Source organism: Streptomyces sp. NPDC005438, assembly GCF_040606315.1.
In the GTDB taxonomy this organism is placed as follows: Bacteria; Actinomycetota; Actinomycetes; order Streptomycetales; family Streptomycetaceae; genus Streptomyces.
Genome location: NZ_JBEXEP010000001.1, coordinates 478,576 through 499,373, shown reverse-complemented (window position 1 = coordinate 499,373; position 20,798 = coordinate 478,576). Strand labels below are relative to the sequence as shown.

At 71.1% G+C, this 20,798-nt stretch carries 16 protein-coding genes; 7 read left to right on the top strand and 9 right to left on the bottom strand.

All coding sequences use genetic code 11. The features are described 5' to 3' along the window. Window positions 1–40: 40 nt before the first annotated feature. A complete protein-coding gene (gene galU, locus ABZT14_RS01985; RefSeq protein WP_356295494.1) occupies window positions 41–961 on the bottom strand; it encodes a UTP--glucose-1-phosphate uridylyltransferase GalU in 921 nt (306 codons plus the stop codon). Between the two features lie 126 nt (window positions 962–1,087). On the opposite strand from galU, the gene ABZT14_RS01980 reads away from it, so the two are divergent. Then, window positions 1,088–1,699 (top strand): 5-formyltetrahydrofolate cyclo-ligase, encoded by a 612-nt coding sequence (locus ABZT14_RS01980; protein ID WP_356295490.1) that lies wholly within the window; start codon window positions 1,088–1,090, stop codon window positions 1,697–1,699. A gap of 36 nt (window positions 1,700–1,735) precedes the next feature. Here the strand turns inward: ABZT14_RS01980 and ABZT14_RS01975 are convergent, their stop codons facing one another. Further along, window positions 1,736–4,441 (bottom strand): penicillin acylase family protein, encoded by a 2,706-nt coding sequence (locus tag ABZT14_RS01975; RefSeq protein WP_356295487.1) that lies wholly within the window; start codon window positions 4,439–4,441, stop codon window positions 1,736–1,738. A gap of 228 nt (window positions 4,442–4,669) precedes the next feature. Here ABZT14_RS01975 and ABZT14_RS01970 point away from each other — a divergent pair, with 228 nt between their 5' ends. From ABZT14_RS01970 to mscL, 5 genes are all read left to right on the top strand, one after another. Then, the gene (locus ABZT14_RS01970; protein ID WP_356296994.1) at window positions 4,670–6,148 is read left to right on the top strand and encodes a potassium/proton antiporter; all 1,479 of its coding nucleotides are present in this window, start codon (window positions 4,670–4,672) and stop codon (window positions 6,146–6,148) included. 163 nt (window positions 6,149–6,311) lie between these two features. Next, the gene (locus ABZT14_RS01965) at window positions 6,312–6,683 is read left to right on the top strand and encodes an FmdB family zinc ribbon protein (protein WP_356295485.1); all 372 of its coding nucleotides are present in this window, start codon (window positions 6,312–6,314) and stop codon (window positions 6,681–6,683) included. Window positions 6,684–6,805: 122 nt separating this feature from the next. After that, a complete protein-coding gene (locus ABZT14_RS01960; protein ID WP_356295482.1) occupies window positions 6,806–7,678 on the top strand; it encodes an S-methyl-5'-thioadenosine phosphorylase in 873 nt (290 codons plus the stop codon). Between the two features lie 1,073 nt (window positions 7,679–8,751). Beyond that, window positions 8,752–8,961 (top strand): hypothetical protein, encoded by a 210-nt coding sequence (locus ABZT14_RS01955; protein ID WP_356295478.1) that lies wholly within the window; start codon window positions 8,752–8,754, stop codon window positions 8,959–8,961. A 149-nt stretch (window positions 8,962–9,110) separates the two neighbouring features. Next, window positions 9,111–9,611: a large conductance mechanosensitive channel protein MscL gene (gene mscL, locus ABZT14_RS01950; RefSeq protein WP_356295475.1), complete on the top strand. Its 501-nt coding sequence runs from the start codon at window positions 9,111–9,113 to the stop codon at window positions 9,609–9,611. A gap of 7 nt (window positions 9,612–9,618) precedes the next feature. Here mscL and ABZT14_RS01945 read toward each other — a convergent pair whose 3' ends face one another. From ABZT14_RS01945 to ABZT14_RS01915, 7 genes are all read right to left on the bottom strand, one after another. Beyond that, on the bottom strand, window positions 9,619–9,864 hold the full coding sequence (locus ABZT14_RS01945) for a hypothetical protein (RefSeq protein WP_356295472.1): 246 nt from the start codon (window positions 9,862–9,864) through the stop codon (window positions 9,619–9,621). 31 nt (window positions 9,865–9,895) lie between these two features. Next, window positions 9,896–12,067 (bottom strand): fructose-specific PTS transporter subunit EIIC, encoded by a 2,172-nt coding sequence (locus tag ABZT14_RS01940; RefSeq protein WP_356295469.1) that lies wholly within the window; start codon window positions 12,065–12,067, stop codon window positions 9,896–9,898. Then, complete coding sequence (gene pfkB, locus ABZT14_RS01935; RefSeq protein WP_356295466.1) at window positions 12,064–13,026, bottom strand: 1-phosphofructokinase; 963 nt, start codon at window positions 13,024–13,026, stop codon at window positions 12,064–12,066. Before pfkB ends, ABZT14_RS01940 begins: the two co-directional genes overlap by 4 nt. Continuing rightward, entirely contained in the window at window positions 13,023–13,784 is a 762-nt protein-coding gene (locus ABZT14_RS01930; protein WP_356295463.1) for a DeoR/GlpR family DNA-binding transcription regulator, read from the bottom strand. Before ABZT14_RS01930 ends, pfkB begins: the two co-directional genes overlap by 4 nt. A 438-nt stretch (window positions 13,785–14,222) precedes the next feature. Continuing rightward, complete coding sequence (locus tag ABZT14_RS01925) at window positions 14,223–15,236, bottom strand: sigma-70 family RNA polymerase sigma factor (protein ID WP_356295460.1); 1,014 nt, start codon at window positions 15,234–15,236, stop codon at window positions 14,223–14,225. Between the two features lie 507 nt (window positions 15,237–15,743). Continuing rightward, window positions 15,744–17,294 carry an MFS transporter gene (locus ABZT14_RS01920; RefSeq protein WP_356295457.1) on the bottom strand — a complete coding sequence of 517 codons (1,551 nt, stop codon included), beginning with the start codon at window positions 17,292–17,294 and terminating at the stop codon, window positions 15,744–15,746. An 88-nt stretch (window positions 17,295–17,382) separates the two neighbouring features. Beyond that, a complete protein-coding gene (locus ABZT14_RS01915) occupies window positions 17,383–18,006 on the bottom strand; it encodes a TetR/AcrR family transcriptional regulator (protein WP_356295454.1) in 624 nt (207 codons plus the stop codon). Between the two features lie 336 nt (window positions 18,007–18,342). On the opposite strand from ABZT14_RS01915, the gene ABZT14_RS01910 reads away from it, so the two are divergent. Continuing rightward, on the top strand, window positions 18,343–20,166 hold the full coding sequence (locus tag ABZT14_RS01910; RefSeq protein WP_356295451.1) for a glycoside hydrolase family 3 protein: 1,824 nt from the start codon (window positions 18,343–18,345) through the stop codon (window positions 20,164–20,166). The last annotated feature ends 632 nt before the right edge of the window (window positions 20,167–20,798 follow it).

Sequence of the window (20,798 nt, the reverse complement as noted above, 5' to 3'; positions counted from 1 at the left end):
CTCGCTGTCGATGCCGGTCGGCGGGCCTCCGGCGTACGACCTAGTCTTCCAGGGGACCCGCCATCTCCCCGGCCACATACTCGCGCAGCCAGGCCCTGAACTCCGGCCCCAGGTCCTCACGTTCACACGCGAGGCGGACGATCGCCCGCAGGTAGTCGCCACGGTCACCGGTGTCGTAGCGGCGGCCCCGGAAGACCACGCCGTGCACCGGCCCGCCGAGGGTGGGGTCGGCGGCCATGGCCTGGAGGGCGTCGGTGATCTGGATCTCGCCCCCGCGTCCGGGCTCGGTCTTGCGGAGCACCTCGAAGACACCGGGGTCCAGCACGTAGCGGCCGATGATCGCCAGGTTGCTGGGAGCCTCCGCCGGGGAGGGCTTCTCGACCAGGTCGGAGACCTGGACCACGTCGGGGGTGTGGGTGGGGGTGGCGGCGGCGCACCCGTAGAGGTGGATGCTGGCGGGCTCGACCTCCATCAGGGCGATCACGCTGCCCCCGCGCTCCTCCTGCACCCGCACCATGTGGGTCAGCAGGGGGTCGCGGGGGTCGATCAGGTCGTCACCGAGGAGTACGGCGAAGGGCTGGTCGCCGACGTGGGGGGCGGCGCACAGGATGGCGTGGCCCAGTCCCTTGGGGTCGCCCTGGCGCACGTAGTGCATGGTGGCCAGGTCGCTGGACTCCTGGACCCGGTCGAGCTTGTGGACGTCGCCCTTGCTGCGCAGGACCTCTTCGAGTTCGTAGTTGCGGTCGAAGTGGTCCTCCAGCGGGCGCTTGTTGCGCCCGGTGACCATGAGCACGTCGGGGAGGCCGGCGGTGACGGCCTCCTCGACCACGTACTGGATCGCGGGTTTGTCGACGACCGGCAGCATCTCCTTGGGGGTCGCCTTGGTCGCGGGCAGGAATCTGGTTCCCAGTCCCGCGGCGGGGATGACGGCCTTGCTGATCCGGGGTCGTGAGCTAGTCATGACCAGCACGATAGCGGCTGGGATTATGCGCAGGATAAGGGTCCGTGAAGAGTCGGAAACGTCCTGTGACAGGGCCGGCCGTCTCCCTGCCCGGGGGCGTGGGAGAAGCCGGGGAACGACGGAGGGGTGAACGTGACCGGGGCCGGACGCGACAAGCGGGAGTGGCGACGGGAGTTGCTGGCGGCCAGGTCCCGTCGGCCGGAGCGAGAGCGTGCCGAGGCGGGGCGGCTGCTGGCCCTGCGGGGGCGGGAACTGCCGGAACTGGCCGGGGCCGCCACGGTGGCCGCCTACGTCTCGGTGGGCGGCGAGCCCCCCACCGGGCCGTTGCTGGACGCGTTGTGGACAGACGGGGTGCGGGTGCTGCTGCCGGTGTTGCGGGGGGACGACGACCTGGACTGGGCGCCCTACGAGGGGCCGGACCGGCTGGCGCCCAGCCAGCTCCCGGGGCGTATGCGGTTGTGGGAGCCGGTGGGGCCACGGCTGGGTGTGGCGGCGGTGACCGGGGCGGAGGTGGTGCTGTTGCCGGGGCTGGCGGTGGACGGGGCGGGGCACCGGCTGGGTCGGGGCGGCGGCAGCTACGACCGGGTGCTGGCCCGGTTGGACGCGGCCGGGGTGGACCCGGCGCTGGTGGTGCTGCTGTACGACGAGGAGCTGCTCCCGGTCGTCCCCCACGAGCCCCATGACCGGCTGGTGCGGGCGGTGTTGACGCCCTCGGGGGTGCGCCGGCTGGAGGGCTGACCACCCCGGGGGCGGCCCGGGGTGGTCAGCGCGGGGTCAGGGGGTGAACGCCATCTTGTCCTCGGTGGAGCGTTCGACGGCGGACTCGGTGTAGGGGAAGGGGAGTAGCTCGCCCCGGGACCACTTGTCCGTCTGGTCGGTGTAGTGGCTGTGGTAGGCGTGGCCGGAGGCTCCGGTGAGGTTGATCCAGCGGGACCTGTCGAAGTCGTCGAGGTTGACGACCATCCTCATCGAGGGCACCCACACCACCTCGTAGCCGCCGGCGGCGTTCCAGCCGGTGGCGTTGACCGTGTCCTTACCGCCCTGGACGTTCCAGGGGCCGCGGTTCAGCAGGCGCTTGACGAGGCCGGGGCCTCCGGTGCCCAGGGTCTGGTTGCGCAGGGTCAGTTGGTGCAGCCGGCCCCAGGACCAGTCGTCGACGTCCTTGCCCAGTCGGGAGGTCAGCTCCCAGCGGGCTTCCTGCATGGCGTGGGCCAGCAGTTCGTCGCGGTTGCGGTCGCCCTTGTCGCGGCCCCGGTCGGCGGTCTTCCACCAGTCGTTGTCGGGGTCCTCCAGGAGGGTGCGCACCACCTCGAACCAGCGGTCGCCGCCGTCGGGTTGGGCGCTTTCGGGGTCGCGCTGGCCGCATTCGCGGACCAGTCGGCTGCCGCCGTCGAGGTCCTCGGGGGGCCCGGAGTCGTCGGTGGGCTTGACGGTGAGGCACTCGCCCTTGACCCGTACCTCCTTGGGCAGCTTGTTGCCGAAGGCGAGCTGGAGGAGGTTGCGCCAGACGGCGTTGAAGTAGGCGGCGGAGGAGGAGTCCGCGTTCTGCTGGTAGTCCCAGTCCTTCAGCAGTTCCTGGGCCTCGCGGACGTAGCCGTCCTTGACCTTGGTCTTGAGCAGGTAGGGCACCAGCAGGGCGGCGATCTCGCTGCGGTTGTCCATCTGCATGGACTGCATGTCGTCCATGGAGACCTTGCCGCCGTCCTTGATCTTCTCCCGGATCAGGGTGTCGATCCGTTGGCTGCGGGCGCCGTAGGACCAGTCGTCGGTGAGTTCGTGGGCGTAGTCGTCGCGGTCGATGACGGCCTGGTTGGCGGTGACGATGTAGCCGCGCTTGGGGTTGTACTCCCAGGGCAGCGCGGACTGGGGGATGTAGCCCTTCCAGCGGTAGTCGGGGTCCCAGCCGGGTGCCGGGTAGCGGCCGTCGCCCTTGCCCCGCACCGGGATCTTCCCGGGCGCCTGGTAGCCGATGTTGCCCTTGGTGTCGGCGTAGATGAGGTTCTGGGAGGGGACGGCGAAGTCCCTGGCGGCGGCCCGGAAGTCGGTGAAGTCGGCGGCGCGGTTGAGCTTGAACAGCGCGTCCACGGTGGTGGACGGTTGCAGGGCGGTCCACCGCAGGGAGACGGCGTACCCGTCGCCCCGGTCGGGCGCCGCGTTGCGCACCGGGGCCTCGTTGCCGACCTTGCCGAGTTCCTTGCTGCGGTCGGAGATGATCGGGCCGTTGTTGGTCTCGCGGACGGTGATGGTGCGGGACTTGCCGCCGGCGACCTTGATCACCTCCTCGCGGGTCCTGTACGGCACCTGCTTGTCGCCGTACTGGTACTTCCCGTCGCTGAGCTTCTGCAGGTACAGGTCGGTCACGTCGGCGCCGAGGTTGGTCAGCCCCCAGGAGATGTTCTGGTTGTGGCCGATGACCACCCCGGGCATCCCGGAGAAGGTGAACCCGGACACGTCGAAGGGGCAGGAGGCGCTGACGGTCCGGCAGTGCAGCCCCATCTGGTACCAGACGGAGGGCAGTTGGGGCGCCAGGTGCGGGTCGTTGGCCAGCAGGGGCTTGCCGGTGGTGGTGTGCGAGCCGGATACCACCCACGAGTTGGAGCCGATGCCCGAACCGTTGGGTCCCAGCCCGCCGGGGATCTTGTCGAGGGCCTGACTGACCCTGGACAGCTGCTTGTTGACCCGCTGGCCGGCCTGCTGGGCGTCGACGGTGCCGCCGTTGGCCCGGGGTGCCTTGGCCTGGCGGTCGAAGGTCTTGGAGCCGGCCCTGAGTCCGCCCTCCCGCACGATCGGCTTGTTCCGGTCGTACGGGTACGAGGGGTAGAGGTCCTCGACCTGGTCCTCGCTGAGCCGGCTGGTCAACAGGGAGCGGTCGATCTCCTGTTGCATGTTGCCGCGCAGGTCCCAGGCCATGGCCTTGAGCCAGGCGACGGAGTCGGCGGGGGCCCACTTGGCCGGCTCGTAGTCGTTGCTGAGGTCCAGCACCGCGTACTCCACGGAGGCGGCGGAGCCCTTGTGGTCGGCGAGGTAGGCGTTGACCCCGGCCGCGTAGCTCCTGAGGTACTGCTTGGTGGAGTCCGACAGCGAGGCGTACTCGCGCTCGGCGACCTTGCGCCAGCCGAGGGTGCGCAGGAAGGCGTCGGTCTCCACCTGCCCCTCACCGAACATCTCCGAGAGCCGACCGGCCGTCATGTGCCGTCGTACGTCCATCTCCCAGAAGCGGTCCTGCGCGTGCACGTACCCCTGGGCGAGGAACAGGTCCTTGGCGTTGTCGGCGTAGACCTGGGGCACGCCGCTCCCGTCCCGCTTGACGGTGACGGGATCTGACAGCCCCTCAACCTGTAGCGAGCCGGTGGTCTGCGGGAAGGAGTCGCGCACCGAGCTGATGCCCCAGAAGGTTCCGCCCCCGATCCCCGCGACGAGGACCAACACGACCACGATCACCAGGATTCGGGTACGAGGGGAACGCTTCTTGTCGGGCATCGCTGTCCTTCGAGACGTGGCGGATCCAGCATCCGGGCACCGGGGTCCGTGCTGAAGCCACCTTAGGACGACGCCACCGGGTGCCCGCAGCCAGCCGTCAGAGAAGTCCGATTTTCAAGCGATGGTAAATTTCCAGCCTCTCCCGACGACTCCGCCCGCCACCGTGAGCACCCGTGCTCGCCGAGCGAGAGGAACCAGCCCCTGAGTGTCGACCGTCTGAACGTGCTGATGCTGATCAGCGCCCTGGTGGTGCTGGTGGCCGTGGCCGCGGTGCGCGTCTCCAGTCGTAGCGGACTGCCCAGCCTGCTGATCTACCTGGGCATCGGTGTCGCCCTCGGGCAGGACGGCCTCGGCCTCAACTTCGACGACGCCGAACTCACCCGCGTCCTGGGGTACGCGGCCCTGGTGGTGATCCTCACCGAGGGCGGGCTGGGCACCCAGTGGCGCCACATCCGCACCGCCGTACCGGTGGCCGCCTCGCTGGCCACCGTCGGAGTGGCGGTCAGTGTCGGGGCGACCGCCGCGGCGGCCCACTACCTCATCGGCCTGGACTGGCAGACCTCACTGATCATGGGGGCGGTGGTGTCCCCCACCGACGCCGCCGCGGTCTTCTCGGTGCTGCGCAGGGTCCCGCTGCCGTCCCGGCTGACCGGTGTCCTGGAGGCCGAGTCGGGGTTCAACGACGCCCCCGTGGTGATCGTGGTCGTCGCCTTCTCCGCGCACACCTCCCACGTCTGGTACGTCCTGATCGGCGAGATCGCCCTGGAGTTGGCGATCGGCCTGCTGGTCGGGTTCGCGGTCGGCAAGTTCGGCGAGCTGTCCATGCGCAGGGTCGCCCTGCCGGCCTCCGGCCTCTACCCGATCGCGGTGATCACCTTCTGCACGCTGGCCTACTCCGGCGGCGCGCTCGCCCACGGCAGCGGCTTCCTCGCCGTGTACGTCGCGGCGGTGATCCTGGGCAACGCCAAGCTGCCGCACCGGCCGGCGACCCGGGGCTTCGCCGAGGGGCTGGCCTGGATCGCGCAGATCGGCCTGTTCGTCCTGCTGGGCCTACTGGTGTCCCCCCACGAACTGGCCGACGACTTCTGGCCGGCCATCGTGGTGGGCCTGGCCCTCACCCTGGTCGCCCGCCCGCTGTCGGTGCTGCTGAGCGTGGCCCCGTTCCGGCTGCCCTGGCGGGACGTGACCCTGCTGTCCTGGGCCGGGCTACGAGGAGCGGTGCCCATCGTGCTGGCCACCATCCCGGTGGTGGCCCAGGTGGAGTCCAGCAGCCGGGTGTTCAACATCGTCTTCGTCCTGGTGGTGGTGTTCACCCTGCTCCAGGGGCCCACCCTGCCGTGGCTCGCCCGCCGGCTCCATCTGAGCACCCGGGGCGCCGCGATGGACGTGGAGATCGAGTCCGCCCCGCTGGAACGGCTCCGTGGTCACCTGCTGTCCGTCGCCATCCCCGAGGGCTCGCGGATGCACGGGGTGGAGGTGCGCGAACTGCGGCTGCCCCCGGGGTCGGCGGTGACCCTGGTGGTGCGGGACGGCACGAGCTTCGTCCCCCAGGTGGACACCGCGCTCCGGCAGGGGGACGAACTGCTGGTGGTCGCCACCGACCAGGTTCGGGACGCCGCCGAACGCCGGCTGGTCGCGGTCGGCCGGGGCGGCAAGCTCGCCGGCTGGCTGGGCACCGGGGGCAGTACGGCCAGTGGCCCGGCCTGACGGCCACGACCCGCGCGGCCCCCTCTCCCCCAGCCCGTCCGACGTGGCAGGTCCGGGGTGTGAGCCATGTCGTACCGGCCCCGCGGCGGTGGACTACGGGCCGGAAATACTGCACGATAGGTCGTCGTTAGCACTCCCAAGGGAAGAGTGCCAGGAGGGAAAAGTGCCGACCTACCAGTACCAGTGCACCGAGTGCGGCGAGGGCCTTGAGGTGGTGCAGAAGTTCACCGAGGACTCGCTGACCGAGTGCCCCGCCTGCCAGGGCCGCCTGAAGAAGGTGTTCTCCGCGGTCGGCATCGTGTTCAAGGGCTCCGGGTTCTACCGCAACGACAGCCGCAGCGGCTCCAGCTCGTCCGGTTCCTCGGCGCCCTCCGCCTCCAAGGACTCCAAGGAATCGAAGGACTCCAGCTCCTCGGCCAAGAGCGAGAGCTCCTCCTCGGACAGCGGCAAGTCCTCCTCCGATTCGTCCGGTTCCTCGGGCTCCTCGGCTTCCAAGGACTCCGGCGGCAAGACCCCGGCCTCGACCTCCGCCTGATCCGACCCCGCCCCGCCGCCCTCGGCGGTGGGGCGCCCGGGTTCGTGGGAACCACCGCGCGGTCAGCGATCGGGTGGGCCGAGCCCCTGCCGGTGGCGGAGGGCTCCTCGTAGGGTGAGCCCATGAGCGAACAGGGCAGTCAGGCCAGGCAGGCACAGTCACCGACCGACGGTCACGCGGAGATCGGCGTCATCGGTGGTTCCGGCTTCTACTCCTTCCTCGACGACGTGACCGAGGTCCAGGTCGAGACGCCGTACGGCGACCCCAGCGACGTGCTGTTCCTGGGCGAGGTGTCCGGCCGGAGGGTCGCCTTCCTGCCCCGGCACGGGCGGGGGCACCACCTGCCGCCGCACCGCATCAACTACCGCGCCAACCTCTGGGCCCTGCGCTCGGTGGGCGTACGCCAGGTGCTCGCCCCCTGCGCCGTGGGCGGACTGCGCCCGGAGCACGGGCCCGGCACCCTGCTGGTGCCCGACCAGTTGGTGGACCGCACCAAGTCCCGTGTGCAGACCTACTTCGACGGCGAACCCCTCCCCGACGGCACGGTGCCCAAGGTGGCCCACGCCACCTTCGCCGACCCCTACTGCGAGACCGGTCGCCGCACCGTCCTCAAGGCCGCCGCCGGCCAGGACTGGGCGGCCGTGGACGGCGGCACCCTGGTGGTCGTCGAGGGCCCCCGCTTCTCCACCCGCGCCGAGTCCCTCTGGCACGCGGCACAGGGCTGGTCGGTGGTCGGGATGACCGGGCACCCCGAGGCGGTGCTGGCTCGGGAACTCGGCCTGTGCTACTCCGCGATCTCCCTGGTCACCGACCTGGACGCGGGTGCCGAGACGGGCGAGGGGGTCTCCCACGAGGAGGTCATGAGGGTCTTCTCGCAGAACGTCGACCGGCTGCGCGGGGTTCTCTTCGACGCCGTGGGCCAACTGCCCGGTGAACGTTCCTGTGGCTGCGCCGACGCCCTGGGGGGTATGGACACCGGGTTTCCCCTGCCGTAGCGGTTGCTGTCACGAGCCTCGGGGCCGGGGCGGCCGAACATCGGCTGCCCCGGCCCCGCTCCGTACGGCGGCCAGTGCAGAGCCCGGCGCCGCCGTACGGTGCGGATCAGCCGTCAGCTCTCCTGCGGGGGCGGCGTGGGTCGGACGGGCCTTCGACCCCGGTCGGGCCCCCACCGGTTTCGCGGTACGGGAGCGGGCGAACGGCACCGCTCCGGTGGGGTACGCGCGGTTGCCGACACGAGATGTGGCGCGCCGGGCCCGTACCAGCTGTCCTGCCGTCAACCCCCTCACGCGGCAAGGAACTTGACCTCCACGAGCTTCCGGCTCCCAGAGGGAAACCCTGCCCTGACGGTCAGTCACCCGGCGGCCCGTCAGCGTCCCGGTGCGCCTACGGACGGAGGGGCCTGCCCTGGGTTCGGCCGGGGTTATCCACAACCGGCGAGTTGTCCACAGGCCTCAGCGGGATCTGGTGATCGCGGGCAAGGTGTGCGTACGGGGGCCGTGGCGGTTCGTCAACGGGTCACGGATCCTCCGTCAACCACCCACCGCGCTTCCCCGCCCAGGACGGATGCCCCATGGCTCACCACCCCGACTCCCCCACCTGGCAGACCACTTCACCGACTGGCCCGCGCCCTCGGACCGGGGAGGCCGGCCACCCCGGGCGCCCGCCCAGAGGCACCGCCCCGAGGGGAGGACCCGGCCCACGGCCGGGCCAGCCACCGGCTCCGCCACGACACGGAACCCCTCCCCACCCCCGACCGCACCAGGCCCCGCCTCGCCCCTCCCCCAGCCCGCACGGCCACCCCGGCCGACCCTGGCACCCCGACGGTTCGCCGCCCCCTGGTGGTTCCCGGCCCCCTGGCGGGCAGCGCCCCACCACGAGTACGGGGCCACGGGGGCGCCCCGGATCGGCGTCCCCGCCCGACGGCACCCCCGGAGGCGGGCACGCCACCGACGTCGCACCTCCGGGGGTGAACCGTCCCGGGAGGGCACCGCACGGGCTCAACAGTTCGGCCAGCGACCCGAGTTCACCCCCTTCGAGGTTCAGCCCGGCACCCCCACCGTCCCGTGCGGTGCCGGAGTTCGCGGCGGTACGCGTCGGGGCGGGCCGCCACCGGTCACGGCGGGCGCACCGCCGTGGGCAACGGGCCTGGCGTGGCTGGGTGGTGGCCGGACTGGCCCTGTCCACCGGGGTCACGGCCACCCTCGCCGTCGACGGCTGGCGGCAGGACGGCCACCCGGGCAGGGCGGGAGGTGACCGTGGTGCGTGCGCCCAGGACTGAGCACCGGTACCGGGGGCGGTGCGTCCACCGCGAGGACGGTGCCGGATGTTCGAGGGGGTCGAACGGTGCGATGGTCGCGGCTGGACAATTCCGGCCGGCCTCAGGCAACGTTCCGCTGAACGTGTATCCGCACAGGGAGAGGCAGCCCAGTGAGCGAGGAGAAGCCCAGCGTGTGGTCCGGCTTCAGGGAATTCCTGTTGCGGGGCAACGTGGTCGAGCTGGCGGTGGCCGTCGTGGTCGGCACCGCGTTCAGCAAGATCGTCGACGCGGTGGTCAACGGACTGATCAATCCCCTGGTCGGTGCGATCGGCACCAAGGACCTGGACGGGTACGAACTCTGCTTGCGCGGCTGCGGCAAGTCCGACGGTGTGGCCGAGGTGACCCTGAAGTGGGGCCCGGTGCTCAGTGCCTCGATCACCTTCCTGTGCACGGCGGCCGTCGTCTACTTCCTCATGATCATGCCGATGAACAAGTACAAGGAGCGCAGGGCCGCCATGTCGCCGCCGGAGCCGCTGGCGCCCACCGAGGTGGAGTTGCTCACCGAGATCCGGGATCACCTGGTGGGCCAGCGTCAGCCGCAGGCGGTGGAGACGGCCGACGACACCGTGTCGTCCTCGCCGGGTGGCGGAGGCGTACCACCTCAGAAGTAGGGCCGGCTCACAGGTGGTGCGGCGGGCGGTCGTGGAGGAAGCGCGCCAGGTCCGCCGCACTGTCGTGGGTGGGACGTTCTCCCCAGCCGAAGTCCTGGTCGTCCGAGGCCTGTTGGCTCAGCGGATCGTCGAAGACCAGGCCGGCGCGAGGGGGCGCCGTGGCCCCGGTCGCGGATTCCGGCTCGGGTTCGGCCTCCGGTCTCGTGGCGCCCTCGGTGTCCGGGGCTTCCTCGGGGTCGGCGCGTTCGCTCATGGGCCCAGGGTACGGGCGGCCCGCCGGCCGCTCAGACCGTGCCGGTGGACGAGTTCGCCTCGTCGGCCGGCCGGCCCCCGCGCTGCCGGTGCCGTTCCCCGGTGAGCCGCGACTGCTTGAGCGGTACCACCAGGGCCGCCGCGACCAGCGTGCCCAGCCCGATGGCCAGCAGGCACAGCAGTGGCGAACCCATCAGGGGCAGGACGAAGACCCCTCCGTGGGGCGCCCGGAGGGTGCAGCCGAAGGCCATGGTCAGTCCCCCGGTCACGGCTCCCCCCACCATGGTGGACGGGATCACCCGCAGCGGGTCGCTGGCCGCGAAGGGAATGGCCCCCTCGGTGATGAACGAGGCGCCCAGCACCCAGGCGGCCTTGCCGTTCTCCCGCTCGGCGGGGGTGAACAGGGCGCTCCGCACCGTCGAGGCCAGGGCCATCGCGAGGGGCGGCACCATGCCCGCCGCCATCACGGCGGCCATCACCTGGAGAGCGCCCTCGCCGGGGTCTGCCGAGGCCACCTGGCCGGTGGCGAAGGCGTAGGCGACCTTGTTCACGGGACCGCCGAGGTCGAAGCACATCATCATGCCCAACAGGGCGCCGAGCAGCAGCGCGTTGGTGCCGGTGAGGTCCCCCAGCCAGTCGGTCATCCCCCGCTGGGCACGGGCGATGGGCTTGCCCACCACGACGAACATCAACAGTCCGACGACGGCCGAGGACAACAGGGGGATCACCGCGACGGGCATCACACCGCGCAGCGCGGCGGGCACCGACACCCGTTGGATCACGCGCACGACCGCCCCGGCCAACAGGCCGGCCGCCAGTCCTCCGAGGAAACCGGCGTCGACGGTGGTGGCGATCGCCCCACCCACGAACCCCGGCACCAGCCCCGGGCGGTCCGCCATGCCGTACGCGATGTAGCCGGCGAGCACCGGAATCAGGAAGCCGAAGGCCAGGTCGCCGGTCTGGAAGAACAGCGCGGCCCAGCTGGTCAGTTCGCCCCAACCGAAGTGTTTGGCGACCGAGGGCGCCTCGTTGATCTCGTATCCGCCCATGGCGAAGGCCAGGGCGATCAGCAGTCCGCCCGCCGCGACGAAGGGCACCATGTGGCTGACCCCGGTCATCAGCCAGACCCGCAGTTGGCTGGCGTACCCCTCGCCGGGGCGCCCGGAACGCTCCATCGGTGGGGGTTCCCCGGAGGCGGTGCCCGCCGGTGCCACCCCGGTCTCCGGCGCCGCCGCGACGAGGGCGCCCAGTTCGGCCACCAGCGACTCGGGGCGGTTGATGGCCGCCTTCACCCCCACCTCGACGGTCGGTTTGCCGGCGAACCGCTGCCGGTCCCTGACCTCCACGTCGTGGGCGAGGATCACCCCGTCCGCCGCGGCCACCACCTCGGGGTCGAGCGGGGTGAAGCCCCCGGATCCCTGCGGCTCCACGTCCAGGTGGTGTCCGGCCTCCGTCGCGGCCCGGCTCAGGGCCTCGGCGGCCATGTAGGTGTGGGCGATCCCCGTGGGGCAGGAGGTGACAGCCACCAGGCGCAGTCGGCGCTCCGGTTCCCCGTCACCACGCTCTGCGGGGCCTCCCTCGCCGGGGTCGCCATCCGAGGGAGGTGGTCCGGGCGGCTTCTCGTCCCCGGCCGGGGTGCTCCCCGGGGCGCCCTCGGGGCTCCCGGATCGGGCGTCGTCCGGCCCCTCCGGCCGCTCCGGCTCGTCGGCGGCAGGGGGCGCGGAGCCAGAGGAGCCCCCGGAGGTCTCGACGTCTTCGACGGGTTCCGGGGGCTCCAGCAGGGCGACCAGCCGTTGTGGGTCGTCGGTGGCGCGGAGGGCGGCGACATGGTCCGGGTCGAGCAACCGGCGGGCCAGCCCGGAGAGGATGGCGAGGTGGTCGGCGTCACCGCCAGTAGGAGCCGCGATCAGGAAGATCAGGTCGGCCGGCCCGTCCGGGGCGCCGAAGTCCACGGGGGTGCGGGCCCGTCCGAAGGCGAGGGTGGGGCGTACGACGTGGTCACTGCGACAGTGCGGGATACCGATTCCGCCTTCGAGCCCGGTGGGCATCTGGGCCTCACGCGCGGCCACGTCAGCGAGGAACCCCTCCAGGTCGGTGACCCGGCCGGCGGCCACCATCCGCTCGGCCAACGACCTGGTGGCCTGCTCCCGGGTGTCGGCGGTCAGATCCGGGTCGACGAGTCGCGGGGTGACCAGCCCGCTCATGTCACCGCGCCCCTGACCAGCTGGCTCAGGGAATGGTCGACGGGCACCTCGGAGGTGACGGTCACCGCGTCGCGGAACAGGTCGCTGGGGGCGGGCATCGCGCTTCCCGGGAGCCGTACGGCCGCCGCCCCGTGGGCGAGGGCTCCCGCCAGGGCGTCCTGTCCCAGTCCCCCGCTCAGCACGAAGCCGGCCAACGAGGCGTCCCCCGCCCCGACGTTGCTCACCACCGCGTCCACCGGGGCGTGGCCGAAGTACTCCCCGGTGCGGTCGACCAGCAGTTGCCCGTCCGGGCCGAGGGTGACCAGTACGGAGGCGGCACCCCACTCGCGCATCTCCCGGGCGGCCTCCACCACCTCGCCGACCGTGTGCAGGGGCCGGCCCACCGCCTCGGACAGCTCCCCCACGTTGGGTTTGACCACGTCCGGCCGTTCGGCGAGGGCGAGCCGCAGGGGCGGGCCCGAGGTGTCCAGGGCGATACGGACCTTCGCCGCGCGGGCTCGGGCGACCAACTCGGCGTACCAGTCCGGCGCCAGCCCTCTGGGGAGGCTGCCGCAGCAGGCTATCCAGCTGACCCCCCGGGCGTGCCCCATCACCGCGTCCTGGAGCGCGCGCGCCTCGCCCAGGCTGAGTTCGGGTCCCATGGAGTTGATCTTGGTGACGGTGCCGTCCGACTCGGTGAGGGCGAGGTTGACCCGGGTCGGCCCCTGTACCGGTACGCCGGCGACCGCGATGCGCCGCTCCTCCAGCAGACGGGCCAGCCGCGTTCCCTCCAGCCCACCCAGGGGGAGCACCGCGAGGGTACGGGCGCCGTGCGCGGCCACCGCGCGGGAGACGTTCACCCCCTTGCCCCCGGGGTCGATGCGGTCCGTCATCGAACGCAGCACCTCGCCCCGCCCCAGGTGGGGTATGGCGTAGGAGCGGTCCAGGCTGGGGTTGGGGGTCACGGTCAGAAAGGTCATACGCGGGCCACCTCCACGCCCTGCCGTTCCACGGACTCCGCGCTCTCCTCGCTGAGCCCCACATCGGTGATCAGCAGGTCGAGTTGGGCCACTCCTCCGAACCGTGCGAAGTGGTCCTGCTCGAACTTGCTGGAGTCGGCGAGCAGCACCACCCGCCGTGCGGCCGAGATGATCTCCCTCTTGACCGCCGACTCCGCGAGGTCGGGGGTGGTGAGCCCGCCCTCCACGGAGAACCCGTTGGTCGCCAGGAACACCACGTCGGCGTTGATCTCCGCGTAGGTACGCAGCGCCCAGGAGTCGACAGCGGCCCGGGTACGGTGCCGTACCCGCCCGCCCACCAGGTGCAGGTCGATCCCGGGGTACTCGGCAAGTCGCGCGGCGAGCGGAAGCGCGTGGGTGACCACGGTCACCGTGGCGTCCAGCGGGAAGGCGGCCACCAGTCGGCCGGTGGTGGAACCGGCGTCCAGGATGACGCTGCCCCCGTTGGGGATCTCGGCGAGGGCCGCCTTGGCGATGCGCTCCTTGGCCTCGGCCTGGGTGGTCTCGCGCTCCGCGAGGTCCGGCTCGAAGGCGAGGCTGCCGGCGGGGATGGCGCCCCCGTGGACGCGGCGGATCACGCCGCCCCGGTCGAGGGTCTTCAGGTCCCGCCGCACGGTCTCCGGTGTGACCTGGAACTCCTCGGCCAACGACAGCACTTCCACCCGGCCCCGCTCCCGAGCGAGGCGGAGGATCTCCTGCTGGCGCTCCGCTGCGTACATGTGAGTTTGGGTCCGTTTCGTTCCCGGATAGGTGAGTTCTTGGCACGGTACGCAGCGGCCACCGAGAAGTAAACAGACTCGGACCCTATTCGGGCGCTATCTCACATCAAACAGAAAGGAACGGAAGATCAGAGCGGACCTGGGCCTCCCGGCAGGGGCAGTCGGGACCTTCGTTCGGGAAGGAGGCCAGGTTCGCCCGTGGGGGCTGAGACACCGGCGGCGCTCGCCCGCGACCGGCCGGCGGACCCAGGGCTGAGCCGTGTCAGGGCAGCCCGAGGCGGCGTCCCGAGCCCACCTCCGGGGCGAGGGCAAGGGGCCGTTCCGGGGCCGGACATGGACCCGGGCCGGACATGAGAGAGCCCCAGCGCTCGGGGGAGTGCGCCGGGGCTCGTTCGGGGAAGTGGCCGTCGGGCCAGGCTTCGCGGTCCTCGCCTGAAGTCAGGCCGCCGCGTCGAACCCGGTGTCCCGAGCCAGCTTCTTCAACTCCAACAGTGCGTGCTTCTCGATCTGGCGGATGCGCTCACGGGTCAGCCCGTGCTGCTTGCCCACCTCGGTGAGCGTGCGCTCCCGGCCGTCCACCATGCCGTACCGCGCCTTGATGATGGAGGCGGTGCGCTGGTCCAACCGTCCGATGAGGCCCTCGAGTTCCTCCCGCCGCAGCAGGGTCAGGACCGAGTCCTCCGGGGAGTCGGCCGAGGTGTCCTCCAGCAGGTCACCGAACTGGGTCTCCCCCTCGTCGTCCACCGACATGTTGAGGCTGACCGGGTCGCGGGCCCAGTCCAGCACGTCGGTGACCCGCTCCGGGGTGGAGCCCAGCTCCTGGGCGATCTCCTCCGGCTCCGCCTCGCGTCCGAACTCGCGGTTGAACTCCCGCTGCGCCCGCCGGATCCGCCCCAGCTCCTCCACCAGGTGGACCGGGAGGCGGATGGTGCGGGACTGGTCGGCGATGGAACGGGTGATGGCCTGACGGATCCACCAGGTCGCGTAGGTGGAGAACTTGAAGCCCTTGGCGTAGTCGAACTTCTCGACCGCGCGCACCAGTCCGGCGTTGCCCTCCTGGATCAGGTCGAGCAACGGCAGTCCACTGCGCGGGTAACGCCGGGCGACGGCGACCACCAGACGCAGGTTGGACCGGATGAAGACGTCCTTGGCCCGTTCGCCCTCGGCGACGAGCGCCTCCAGCTCCTCACGGGTGGCCGTGGCGCTGGGCGAGTCCTCGGAAGGGCTCTTCTCCCCCTCCAGGATGCGCTGGGCGTAGACCCCGGCCTCGATGGCCAGCGAGAGGTCGACCTCCTTGGCGGCGTCCAGCAGGGGCGTACGGGCGATTTCGTCGAGATACATGCCGACCAGGTCGCGGTCGGCGACTTCGCCGCCCGAGGCGCGAACACTGCTTGCCTCGTCAGCGGTCCCGGTAGCGGCGGACTGCCGACGGGCGACGGCACGGGTTGCCATGCGTGCTCCCTTACGAGTGGTGACAACTGGTCGGTGAGGCGGGCTCTGACGTGTACCCGCGTTCGAGGGAATCAACGACGGGAATCAGGACAGAATTCCCAACTCGCGCATCATTTTTCGGATCTTGCAGTACCCTGCCCGCCCACACCATGGGCGTACGCGACAGAAGGGCTGGTCACAGGGGCGACCTCAGGGATTCCCCGCTCGCACACAGGACGAACGAGCTGCACACGGAGGTCGGCGGCCTGCCGCCGTCCGTCTCGACATGTGGTCCACCCGAGATCCATCTGTCCTCCCCCACGCGCCTCCCCAGACGCTCTAGCCCTGTAGACGGTCTGACCCGGCGATTGGTTGCGCGGTCCAACCCCACGGGCAACCTCGCTTACCCCTCCGAGGGGCCCGCACACCCCCGATAACAAGCCAGCGGAGTGGTGTCGCCGGCCCCCGGAACACCTCTGGCCCCCTCCCGGAAGCGGAGGGGGCCAGAGGTGCGGAACGCGGGAACCGTCAGTGCGTCAGCGCGGGCGGCGCCTGGGCCGCCGGCTCCTCGCCGTCACCCTTGGCGACCGGCTTGGCCGGCCCACCCGGACCCTTGGCGTTGACCAGTACGAAGCTCACCACGGCGGCGAGCGTCATGATGCCGACCGCCCAGCTGAGGCCGACGCCGTAGCCGTGCACCATCGCCTCCAGCCGCATCCGCGCGCCCGACTCGGGGCCGGTGACCTCCGAACGGTGGGAGGTGGCGTACGCGGTGGTGGCACTGGCGGCGAAGGTGTTCAGCAGCGCCGTACCGATCGCGCCCCCGACCTGCTGCGAGGTGTTCACCATGGCCGAGGCCACCCCGGAGTCGGCCGGACGCACCCCGGTGGTCGCTAGGGACATCGCGGTCATGAACGCGGTACCCATGCCCAGGCCCATCAGGATCTCGGCCGGCAACAGCAGCGCCACGTACGAGGTGTCCAGGTCGATGCGGGACATCAGCAGCAGCCCCATGGCTCCGACCAGCAGTCCGGGCCCCATCAGGAACCGGGGCGGCACACGGGTCATCAGCCGGGCGCCGATCTGGGTGGACCCGGTGACCATGGAGGCGACCATCGGCAGGAAGGCCAGTCCGGTGCGGACCGGGGAGTAGCCCTTGACGACCTGGAGGTAGTAGGTGAGGAACAGGAAGGTGCCGAACATGCCCACCACCGCCAGGCCCAGGGCGAGGTAGACCCCGCCCCGGTTGCGGTCGGTGATCACCCGCAGCGGCAGCAGCGGTGCGCGCACCCTGGACTCCACCGCCACGAAGCCGGCCAACGAGACCACGCTGAGCACGAAGAAGGTCAGCGTGAGCCCCTCGGTCCAGCCCTCGGCCTCGGCGCGGGTGAAGCCGTAGACCAGCGAGACCAGACCGACGGTGGACAGCAGCACGCCGGGCACGTCCAGGGGCGAGCGGTTGCGGGCCCCGCCCGGCTCGCGGATCACGGTGAGCGCACCCAGGGCGGCCACCACGGCGATGGGGATGTTGACGTAGAAGGTCCAGCGCCAGTCCAGGTACTCGGTGAGGAACCCTCCGAGCAAGAGGCCGATGGCGCCGCCACCGCCGGCCAGGGCGCCGTAGACGCCGAAGGCCTTGGCCCGTTCCTTGGCGTCGGTGAACATCACGGAGAGCAGCGACAGGGCGGCCGGGGCGAGCAGCGCCCCGAACACCCCCTGTAGAGCGCGCGCGCCCAGCAGCAGTCCGGCCGTGGTGGCGGCACCGCCGAGGGCGGAGGCCAGGGCGAAGCCGCCGAGCCCGGCGAGGAAGGTACGCCGCCGCCCCCACAGGTCGGCGATCCGGCCGCCGAACAGCAACAGGCCGCCGAAGGCCAGGGCGTAGGCGGTGATGACCCACTGCCGGTTGCCGTCCGAGATGTGCAGGTCGGCCTGGGCCGAGGGAAGGGCGATGTTCACGATGGTGGCGTCCAGGACCACCATCAGCTGGGCGAGGGCGATGAAGATCAGGGCGCGCCAGCGGGCCGGGTCTCCTCCGGGAGGGGCCTTGTCGCTGGCGACGGGTGAACTGGTCTGTGACATGAGTGGGTTTCAGCCTCAACTGACGTAGTGGTGGGTGTGGGCGAGGCGGAGGTCACCGGCCGGTCCCGGGAGGGCTGGCCGGCGTTCGTCAGCTCTGACGCAGGGTCTCCAGGGTCGGAGGTGCGCCGGGGAGGTCGGACGGCGTCGGGGTGCGCAGCCCGTCGAGCAGAAGTCGGATGTGGCGGGCGACCATGTGGTCGAAGGGGGAGCAGGGCGCTCCGGGCAGGGGCCGGGTGAGCAGGGTGATGGCGAGCATCAGGTCGCCGACCGCCACGTCCGGCCGGATCTCTCCCGCCGCCCGGGCACGGTCCAGGAGTTCCTCCACCAGGTTCTCCAACTGCTGGCGGGAGTCATGGAGTTGGTGGTCCTCCAGCTTCACGCGCGGGGAGATCATGGCGCACAGCGCTCCGATACGCTCCCGGATCGCCTCGTGGACGAAGTGCTCCACGGCCTCGAAGCCCCGGTGGTCGGCGAGCGCCTCCCGGGCGCACTGCGCGATCCGTTCGGAGACCTCCAGCATCACCTCCCGGATCAGTGCGTCCCGGTCGGCGAAGTGCCGGTAGACGGTGGCGTTGCCCACCCCGGCACGGCGGGCGATCTCGTCCAGCGGAAACTCGGCCCCCTGGTCCACGAAGGCCTCGCGGGCGGCCGTCACGATGCGCTGCCGGTTGCGCGCGGCGTCCACGCGGAGTGGGGCGGGGCTGAGTGCCATGCTTCCCCCCTCCTTTCGGTCCACGGGACGGTCGGGTGCGGTCCGCCGGTCACCGTCGTGGTCTGAATGCGGGGAGTGACTCCCCGTTTTCTCCGCACGGAAAGCTAAACGGGGAGAGCCTCCCCGGTTATTTCCCGACCGCGATGTGAACCGGCTCACAAGTACCAGTACAGCGGCCACATCCACTGGTAGGGACCTCTGGCGTATCGCGCGGTGTCTGGTGGTTGACCCTCCTGTACTGCCACGATGTGCCCTCACCGGGCCCATCAGGTCGCGTACACGTCAGTTCAGTACCGCCTCGTCCGCCGGCCCCGACCACGCCGCGAGGAGAGTTCTATGAGCCACCCCACCACCCGTAGACAGGCGATCGCCACCGGATTGTTGGGCACCACCGCCGTGGCGCTGGCCAGCACCGGGCTGGGCTCCAGCGCCTCCGCCCAGGGCGTACGGACGCGGGCCACGGCTCTGTTGAAGCGGATGTCGCTTGAGCAGAAGGTGGGCCAGCTGTTCGTGCTGGAGGTCAACGGCCACCACGCCACCAAGGTGGACGACGAGGCCGCGGCGCGTAACCAGGAACTGTTCGGGGTGTCCACCCCGGCCGAGGTGGTCGCCAAGTACCAGCCGGGCGGAGTCATCTACTTCGACGCCCGACGCGGCTCGGACAACCTGCGCTCCCCCGACCAGATCGCCACCCTCTCCAACGGGCTCCAGCGTGCCGCGCTCCGCAAGGGCGCGAAGATTCCGCTGCTGATCTCCATCGACCAGGAGGGCGGCGCGGTGGTGTACCGGCTGGAGGAGCCGGCCACCATGCTGCCGGGCTCCATGGCCCTGGCCGCCAGCCGCTCCACCGAGTACGCCGAGCGTTCGGCCCGGGTGATCGGCACCGAACTGGCCGCCATGGGCATCAACCAGAACTACGCCCCGGTCGCCGACGTCAACATCAACCCCGCCAACCCGGTCATCGGCGTACGGTCCTTCGGCTCCGACCCCGAACTGTGTTCGCGGCTGGTGTCCGCCTCGGTACGCGGCTACCACCACGCCGACGTCACCTCGGCCGCCAAGCACTTCCCCGGACACGGCGACACCGACACCGACAGCCACACCGGGCTGCCCGAGATCACCCACAGCCGCGAGGAGCTGGAGCGGATCGACCTGCCCCCCTTCCGGGCGGCGATCAAGCGCGGCGTGGACACCATCATGACCGCCCACATCGTGGTCCCGGCCCTGGACGACTCCAAGGTCCCGGCCACCATGTCCAAGCCCATCGTCACCGGGCTGCTGCGCGAGGAGCTGGGGTTCGAGGGGCTGATCGTCACCGACGCCCTGGACATGGCCGGCGCCTCCGACCAGTTCCCGGACGACGTCGCTCCGGTACGCGCCCTCCAGGCGGGCTGTGACCAGCTGGTGCTGCCGCCCGACATGGACGTCGCCTTCAAGGCCGTACTGGACGCGGTGAAGTCCGGCGAGATCTCCGAGAAGAGGGTGGACGCCTCGGTACGCCGGGTACTGGAGCACAAGCTCCGGGGCGGCCTCTTCCCGCGCCCCTACGTGGACCCGGACCGCGCGGAGCGGGTCGTCGGGAACAAGAAGCACCGCAAGGTGGCCCAGGCCATCACCGACCGCACGGTGACCCTGGTGCGCAACGAGAGCGCCGGCCAGCGGACCGCCGCCCTGCCGTTGGACTCCTCGGCGCGCAAGCTGCTGGTCGCCGGCTGGGACTCCGCCGCCGAGGAACTGGCCGAACTGGTCGGCGCCCGGGACGGGCAGACCGTGAAGACCGCGAAGACCGGCGCGGAGCCGGACCAGAAGGCGATCGACGCGGCGGTGGCCACGGCCCAGGACCAGGACGTGGTCCTGGTCGTCACCAACGCGGCGGCCGGCAGCGACAAGGGCGCCGCCCAGGCCAAGCTGGTCAAGGCGCTGCTGGCGACCGGCAAGCCGGTGGTCGCCCTCGCGGTGCGCAACCCGTACGACATCCAACTGTTCCCCGAGGTCACGGCCTACCTGGCCAGCTACACCTACGGCACCCCCTCCCTGATCTCCCTGGACCGGGCCCTCTACGGGGAGGTGAACCCCGGCGGCAAGCTCCCGGTGGCCGTCTCCACCGCCGACGACCCGGACCAGGAGCTGTACCCCTTCGGTCACGGTCTGCGGTACTGACCCCGTCGACGCCGACCCTCAACGGCGGTGGCACCCCGAAGTCGGGGTGCCACCGCCGTTTCCGTGGCCGCGCGGCTCCGACTCCCCACGAGTCCCGGCCACTCCCCGGGTCCTCCTCGGGCCTTCCCCCGGGGCGGAGAACGGTGCGACAGGCGGAGCTATCCTCGGGCGTCCGTCACCACCACGCCCCGGGAGGCCCCGATCCGTACGCCCTCGGACCCCACCGGCCCCCGCGCGCCCGGGCTGAGCCCGCGGTGGCGTACGGTCCACGCGAAACGTTCGGTTCTGGGCGTCATTCACAACGTCACCTCGGCGACCCGGCTGCTCGATATTCTGGCGGTTTTCGACGGCGACCAGAGAATAGACCTGCATTTCACCTGCACCGGCTCCTCACCCTTCGAACGCGGAATAGCGAGTTTCGTCGAGGAACGCCAACTCCCCTTCCTCCCCTGGGAAATGGCACTGGAAAAGGAATTCCATCTCGCGATCACCACGAGTCGCGGTGGGGAAATTCACAGAATTTCCGCCCCCGTTATTGGAACCCCTCACGGCGCCGGCTACAATAAGAAACTCAGCAGCACGGAGCACGGAGCACGGAGCACGGAGCACGGAGCACGGAGCACGGAGCATTC